Here is a 7,028-nt window from a genome sequence, read left to right as displayed (position 1 = left end):
AGTGGACCCTGCCGTCCGGCAGGGCCACGCCGCGCCGCTCCACCTCGGCGCGGGGGCGGAGCATGCCGGACGCGTCGGGGCCGTAGGGGACGTCCACCGGATGTGCCTGGTGCATGCGGGCCGCCTCCTCGTGGCACTCCACGCACGTGGACACGGGGGCGCCGAGCAGGCTCCCGTGGATCTCGTCCCAGCGGCCGGGGACGGTCTGGCCCGCGATGGGCGCCGGGGCGAGGGCCGCCAGCGCAGACAGCACGGCGAGGATCGTCGGACGCATGGCCCCTCCGCGCAGCGTCGAAGCGATCGCAACCTCGCCACGAGCGTACCGGGGGCCATCACCCGCGTCGGCCTCACCGCGGGGGTCGCGCGGGCGGGTCGCGCCGCCGGGCCTGCGACGGTGGCGGCAAGGGAAGCGCCGGGGTGGTCCCCGGGGGGAGGGACTCAGGCCGCGTGCAGCGGCGCGTCAACCACGCGGATCCCGTCCTCGGTGGCGACGAAGCCGCCCTCGGGCACCTCGCGCCAAGGGGCCCGGCCGATCCGCTCGCTCGCCACCACGAACGCGTGGCGCGGTCCGGCATCGCTCGCAGCGTGAAGCGTGCGGCCGCGGCGGCAGGCGGCGAGCAGGCGGCCGTCGGACACGAGGAAGGTGAGCGAGCTCGGCTTCGGCGAGGGCTCCGCGTCCGCGATGCGCAGCACGGTGTCGGTGGTGGCCGCGAGCGCCGCGCGCACCGCCTCGACGCCGGGATCCTCGAGGCCGCCGCGCGCGCGCAGCCGGGTGAGGAACAGGTGGAAGCAGCGCTCGCTGTCGGTGTCGCCGCGGATGCGCCCGCGCAGGTCGGGGTCGATCTCCGCGAGGATCCGCTCGCGCACCGCCGCGTCGTCCTTGAAGCGGGCCACGGTCCCGTTGTGGGCGAAGATCCACCGGTCGTGCACGAACGGGTGGGTGTTCTCGCGGAGCACCGGCCCGACGCTCGCCTCGCGCACGTGCGCGACCACCACGGCCGAGCGGATCTCGCGCCCCGCCTCGACGAAGGCGGCGTCGGCGTGGGCGGGGAGGATGCCCCGGCGCACGAGGGGTGAGCCCTCCACGTACCACCCGATGCCCCAGCCGTGCGGGTGCCGGTGGGACTGGAACCGGAGGGCGTTCTCTGCGCTGCAGAGCGGCTCGCAGGCGTCGCGGCCGGGGTGGGCGTGCTGACCGAAGAGGCGGCACATCGCGGACGCCAGGAATCTAGCAGGGCGCCGGCCGCCGATCCAATCCGGGCGGGGGCGCACCCGCGGCGACGGGCGGGCGGGCGGGGTGCCTCAGAGCCTCGCGTCCACGGGCGGCCCGAACGGCCGGGGGGCGCCGGCGCCCAGCTCGTAGAACGCCACCTGCGCGTGCCGCCCGCGCACGGTGAGGATCGCGGCGGTGCGCGGCAGGCGGAAGCGACGCGGGCCGGCGCTGCCCGGGTTCACGTAGAGCGTGGGGCCGAGGCGGGCCGCGCCGGGCCGGTGGGAGTGGCCGTGGATGACCAGCTCGGGCGGATCGCGCGCGAGCAGCGGGCGCGCCGGGGGGCGGGGCCGGTCGCGCGGCCCGAGGTCGTGGACCACCAGCGCCCGGAGCGCGCCGAGCGCGAGCCGGGCGGTCTCCGGCAGCGCGTCGAACGCGGGATCCCGGTCGTTGTTCCCGCGGACGGCGGCGACCGGCGCGACGACCGCGAGCGCGTCCAGGATCTCCGGGCGGACCACGTCGCCGGCGTGGACCAGCAGGGCGCAGCCGCGGAACAGCGCCGGCAGGGCGGGGTCGAGCAGGTCGTGCGTGTCCGAGAGCAGCCCGACCCGCACGGCGCCCTCAGCGGCAGTCCACCATCGCGGCGGGCGCCGCCTCGTGCACCACCCGCCCGTGCTTCACCACCACGAGCGCGTGGTTGACGGCCATGTGCCAGGCGAGGTGCTCGGGCGAGCCGCAGCCCCACAGCACCAGGTCGGCGTCGGCGCCGCGCGCGACGCGGCCGAGGTCCGGCTGCCGCAGCGCCCGCGCGCCGCCGGCCGTGAACGCGACGAGCGCCTCGGCGGGCGTCAGCCGCAGCTTCAGGCAGGCGAGCGAGAGGGTGAGCCCGACGTTCTCGCTCATGGCGCTGCCCGGGTTCATGTTGGTGGCGAGCGAGACCGGCACGCCCGCCTCGAGCAGCCGCCGCGCCGGCGCGTACCGCTCCGAGCCGAGGAACAGCGTCGAGAGCGGCAGCAGCCCGGCCACCACGCGCGCCGCGGCGAGCGCGGCGATCCCGGCGTCGTCCAGCTCCTCGAGGTGATCCGCGCTGGAGCAGCCGAGCTCGGCGGCGAGCCGCGCGCCGCCGCCGGCGGTGAGCTGCTCGGCGTGGACGCGCGGCACGAGCCCGCGGTCCTTCGCCGCCTGGAGCAGCCGCCGGGCCTCGTCGGGCGCGAAGGCCCCGTCCTCCACGAACACGTCGCAGAACTGCGCCAGCCGCTCGCGGGCGACCTGCGGGATGAGCGACGCGCACGCCTCGCGCACGAACCCGGCCCGGTCGCCCACGTGCTCCGGCGGCACCGCGTGGAACAGGAGCGTGGGCAGGATGGTGGCGTCGCCGCCGAGCGCGGCCCCGAGCTGGTGGACGATGCGCAGGAGCCGCAGCTCCTCGGGGGCGTCCAGGCCGTAGCCGCTCTTCACCTCGAGCGTGGTGACGCCCTGGGCGATGAGGCGGCGCGCGCGCGCGGCGGCGGCCGCGAGCAGCTGCTCGTCCGGCGCGGCCCGGGTCTCGCGGGTGGTGACCGCGATCCCGCCGCCGGACAGCGCCACCTGGAGGTAGGTCCGCCCCGCGCAGCGGAGCGCGAACTCGCCCGCGCGCTCGCCCGCGAAGACGAGGTGCGTGTGCGAGTCCACCAGCCCCGGGGTGACCAGGCCGCCGCGGGCGTCGATCACCTTCGCGCCGGCCGCGTTCACCTCGGCCTCGAGGTCGCGATCGCGGCCGACCCAGGCGATGCGGCGGCCGTCCACGGCCACCGCGGCCCCGGGGAGCAGGCCGGCGTCGGAGGGGCCGCGGTCGCAGGTGGCGACCACGGCGTTGCGGAGGACGAGGGTGGCGGCGGGGCGGCTCACGGCAGCTTGATACCCCGTTCCCGCGCGACGCGCTCGGCCTCCGGATAGCCCGCGTCCGCGTGACGGAGCACCCCCATGGCCGGGTCGCTGCGCAGCACCCGGGCGACGCGGCGCGCCGCCGCATCCGTCCCGTCCGCCACGATCACCTGGCCGGCGTGGAGGCTCCAGCCGATCCCGACGCCGCCGCCGTGGTGGAAGCTGACCCAGGACGCGCCGTTCACCGCGTTCACGAGCGCGTTCAGGATGGGCCAGTCGGCCACCGCGTCGGACCCGTCCTTCATGGCCTCCGTCTCGCGGTTGGGGGAGGCGACCGACCCGCAGTCGAGGTGGTCGCGGCCGATGACGATGGGCGCCTTCACCTCGCCCCGCCGCACCAGCTCGTTGAACGCCAGCCCGGCGCGGTCGCGCTCGCCGTAGCCGAGCCAGCAGATCCGCGCGGGCAGCCCCTGGAACTGGACCTTGCGGGCGGCGAGGTCGAGCCAGCGGCGCAGGCCGGCGTTCTCCGGGAACAGCTCCGCCACGGCGCGGTCGGTGCGCGCGATGTCGGCCGGGTCCCCGGACAGCGCCACCCAGCGGAACGGGCCCTTGCCCTCGCAGAACATGGGCCGGATGTAGGCCGGGACGAAGCCGGGGTAGGCGAACGCGTCGGCGAGGCCCGCCTCGCGCGCGCCGGCGCGCAGGTTGTTGCCGTAGTCGAACACGTGGCTGCCCATGCGCCGCATGGCCAGCATCGCCTCGACCTGCCGGGCCATGGACTCCTTCGCGCGCCGCACCACGCCCTCCGGGTCGCGGGCGCGGAGCGCGGGGAGGTCGGCGAGCGGCACGTCGGCGGGGACGTAGCCGTTCAGCGGGTCGTGGGCGGAGGTCTGGTCGGTGACGAGGTCGGGGGCGACGCCGCGCCGGGCCAGCTCGGCGTAGACCGTGGCGGCGTTGCCGACCAGGCCCACCGAGAGCGGCCGCCGGGCGCGGCGCGCCTCCTCGAGCCGGGCGAGCGCGTCGTCGAGGTCGGCGGCGCGCGCGTCGAGGTAGCCGGTCGCGATCCGCTTCTCGATGCGGGCCGGGTCCACGTCCACGCCCAGGAACGCGGCGCCGAGCAGCGTGGCCGCGAGCGGCTGCGCGCCGCCCATGCCGCCGAGGCCGCCGGAGAGCACCAGGCGGCCGGCGAGGTCGTCGGTGCCGAAGTGCGTGCGGCCGGCCTGCGCGAACGTCTCGTAGGTGCCCTGCAGGATCCCCTGGCTGCCGATGTAGATCCAGGAGCCCGCGGTCATCTGCCCGTACATCATGAGCCCGCGCGCCTCGAGGTCCCAGAAGTGCTCCCAGGTGGCGAAGCGCGGGACCAGGTTCGAGTTCGCGATGAGCACGCGCGGCGCGTCGGGGTGGGTGCCGAGCACGCCCACCGGCTTGCCGCTCTGGACGAGCAGCGTCTCGTCGTCGCCGAGCGCCTTCAGCGCGGCCACGATGCGCCGGTAGCTCTCCCAGTCGCGGGCGGCCTTGCCGGTGCCGCCGTAGACCACGAGGTCCTCGGGCCGCTCGGCCACGTCGGGATCGAGGTTGTTCATCAGCATGCGGAGCGCCGCCTCCTGCACCCAGCCTCGGCAGGAGAGGGCGCCGCCTCGCGGCGCGCGGATCGGATCCATGGGAGCAACCTCCGGCGCGAGAGGGTGGCGCGGAGGCCGGCCGGCCGCACCGCGAAAAACGGGGCCCGTCGCGGCCGGCCGCTGCTAGACTCCGCGCGCTCCATGAACGACCGCCTGTTCATCTCCGCCCTGCGGCTCCTGCCCAAGAACGCCCTCTCGCGCGCCGTCGGCGCCCTCACCCGCTGGCGCGCGCCGGTCCCGGTGCGCCTCGCGGCCATGCGGGCGTTCGCGCGGCGCTACGGGATCGACCTGTCGGAGTGCCCGGACCTCGACGTGTACCGGACCTTCGGCGAGTTCTTCGCGCGCCCGCTGCGGCCGGGGCTGCGGCCCGTCGCGCCCGGGGAGCGGGTGCTGGTGTCGCCGGTCGACGCGGTCGTGTCCGAGACCGGCCTGGCCGAGGCCGGCCGGCTGGTCCAGGCGAAGGGCATCGACTACCCGGCCGCCGCGCTGCTGGGCGACGACGCGCTCGCCGCGCGGCTGGCGGGCGGCGCCTACGCGACGCTGTACCTCTCGCCCCGGGACTACCACCGCATCCACTTCCCGCTGGGCGGGCGGGTGACCGGCTGGCGGTACGTGCCGGGGAAGCTCTGGCCGGTGAACCCGGCCTCGGTCCGGACGGTCCCGGGCCTCTTCGCGCTGAACGAGCGGCTGGTGACCGTCCTGGAGACGCCGCTCGGCGCCTGCGCGGTGGTGGCGGTGGGGGCGACGGTGGTGGGCCGGGTGTGCGCCTACTACGACCCGTCCATCCCGTTCACCAACCTGCCGGGCGCGGCGCCGCGCCGGCACGACTACGAGACGCCCATCCCGGTGGAGAAGGGGCAGGAGCTGGGGGCCTTCGAGATGGGCTCCACCGTGATCCTGCTCTTCGAGCCGGGAAAGGTCCGCCTCGACCCGCGGCTCGCGCCCGGGGCGCGGGTCCGGGTGGGCGAGCCGCTCGGCGGCCCTGCGTAGCCCGGGGGCGGCGGGCCGGGCTCCCACACCCCCGTGCATCACGGGCGGGGCTCTGGTATCTACGCCGGCGTGAAGATCAACGGCGTGAAGGGCATGAACGACGTCCTCCCCGCGGACGTCGCCCGCTGGCACGAGATGGAGTCGGTCGCGCGCGAGGTGTTCGCGCTGTACGGCTACCGCGAGGTGCGGACCCCGGCCGTGGAGCACGCGGCGCTGTTCGCCCGCGGCGTCGGCGAGGCCACCGACATCGTCAACAAGGAGATGTACGTCTTCGAGGACAAGGGCGAGGAGCTGCTCGCGCTGCGTCCCGAGGGCACCGCCGGCACGGTGCGCGCGTTCATCGAGCACGGCGCGTTCGTGGAGGGCCCGCAGAAGTGGTTCTACATGGGCCCGATGTTCCGGCGCGAGCGGCCGCAGAAGGGCCGCTACCGCCAGTTCCACCAGATCGGCTGCGAGGCGTTCGGCGTCGCCGAGCCGTACCTCGACGCGGAGCAGATCGCGCTGCTCGCGGACTACTTCGCGCGCCTGGGCGTCACCGCGGAGCTGAAGCTCAACTCGGTGGGCGACGCGCAGTGCCGCCCCGCCTACCTCGCCGACCTGAAGGCGTACCTGGTCGCGAACCAGGGCGCGCTCTGCGCCGACTGCAAGGACCGCATCGAGCGCAACCCGCTCCGCGTGCTCGACTGCAAGGTCGAGTCCTGCCAGCCGGTGCTGGAGAAGGCGCCGCGGCTGCTGGAGCGGCTCTGCGAGCCGTGCCGGACGCACTTCGACCAGGTGAAGGCCGGGCTCGACGCGCTCGGCGTCGCCTACCGCATCGAGCCGAGGCTGGTGCGCGGGCTCGACTACTACGTGCGCACCGCCTACGAGTTCACCTCCGACGCGCTGGGCTCCCAGTCCGCGGTCGCGGGCGGCGGCCGGTACGACCGGCTGGTCGAGACGCTGGGCGGGCCGCCGACGCCGGGCATCGGCTTCGCGCTGGGCGAGGAGCGCCTCTCCATGATCCTGGAGAAGGTCGGTCGCGCCGCGCCGGAGCGGCGGCCGGCGGTCTTCTTCGTCAGCGCGGACGCGACCGGCGCGCTCGAGGGCCTGCGGCTCGCCGCGGCGCTGCGCCGGGCCGGGATCGCCTGCGAGCTCGATCCGCGCGGCGGCAAGATGAAGGCGCAGTTCAAGCAGGCGGAGCGGGTCGGCGCGCGCTGGGCGGTGGTGCTCGGCGGCAACGAGGTCGCGACCGGCCAGGCGAAGCTGAAGGACCTGCAGACGCGCGAGGAGACGCCGGTCGCGCTCTCCGAGCTCGCCGCGCGGGTCGCGGGGTAGCCGCCATGCCGCTCGCGCCGCTCGCCGCG

The 7,028-nt window shown here is 76.1% G+C and carries 6 protein-coding genes and 1 pseudogene; 2 read left to right on the top strand and 5 right to left on the bottom strand.

Going from position 1 to position 7,028, the window contains the following annotated elements:
- The 5 genes and pseudogenes from PSR1_RS20425 to hutU all read right to left on the bottom strand — a co-directional run.
- Positions 1 to 274, bottom strand: a pseudogene (locus PSR1_RS20425) (hypothetical protein); the annotation flags it as partial.
- A 164-nt stretch (positions 275 to 438) separates the two neighbouring features.
- Entirely contained in the window at positions 439 to 1,212 is a 774-nt protein-coding gene (locus PSR1_RS20420; protein ID WP_059439234.1) for a class II glutamine amidotransferase, read from the bottom strand.
- 90 nt (positions 1,213 to 1,302) lie between these two features.
- Complete coding sequence (locus tag PSR1_RS20415) at positions 1,303 to 1,824, bottom strand: metallophosphoesterase family protein (protein ID WP_059439233.1); 522 nt, start codon at positions 1,822 to 1,824, stop codon at positions 1,303 to 1,305.
- Positions 1,825 to 1,831: 7 nt separating this feature from the next.
- Positions 1,832 to 3,097 (bottom strand): imidazolonepropionase, encoded by a 1,266-nt coding sequence (gene hutI / locus PSR1_RS20410; protein WP_059439232.1) that lies wholly within the window; start codon positions 3,095 to 3,097, stop codon positions 1,832 to 1,834.
- Positions 3,094 to 4,734 (bottom strand): urocanate hydratase, encoded by a 1,641-nt coding sequence (gene hutU, locus PSR1_RS20405; protein WP_059439231.1) that lies wholly within the window; start codon positions 4,732 to 4,734, stop codon positions 3,094 to 3,096. Before hutU ends, hutI begins: the two co-directional genes overlap by 4 nt.
- A gap of 102 nt (positions 4,735 to 4,836) precedes the next feature.
- Between hutU and asd the strand changes: the two genes are divergently transcribed.
- Positions 4,837 to 5,685: an archaetidylserine decarboxylase gene (asd, locus tag PSR1_RS20400; protein WP_059439230.1), complete on the top strand. Its 849-nt coding sequence runs from the start codon at positions 4,837 to 4,839 to the stop codon at positions 5,683 to 5,685.
- 69 nt (positions 5,686 to 5,754) lie between these two features.
- The gene (hisS, locus tag PSR1_RS20395) at positions 5,755 to 6,999 is read left to right on the top strand and encodes a histidine--tRNA ligase (protein WP_059439229.1); all 1,245 of its coding nucleotides are present in this window, start codon (positions 5,755 to 5,757) and stop codon (positions 6,997 to 6,999) included.
- Positions 7,000 to 7,028 lie beyond the last annotated feature (29 nt).

This window comes from Anaeromyxobacter sp. PSR-1 (assembly GCF_000964525.1).
Taxonomy (GTDB): domain Bacteria; phylum Myxococcota; class Myxococcia; order Myxococcales; family Anaeromyxobacteraceae; genus Anaeromyxobacter.
This window is presented reverse-complemented; position numbering and strand designations above follow the sequence as displayed.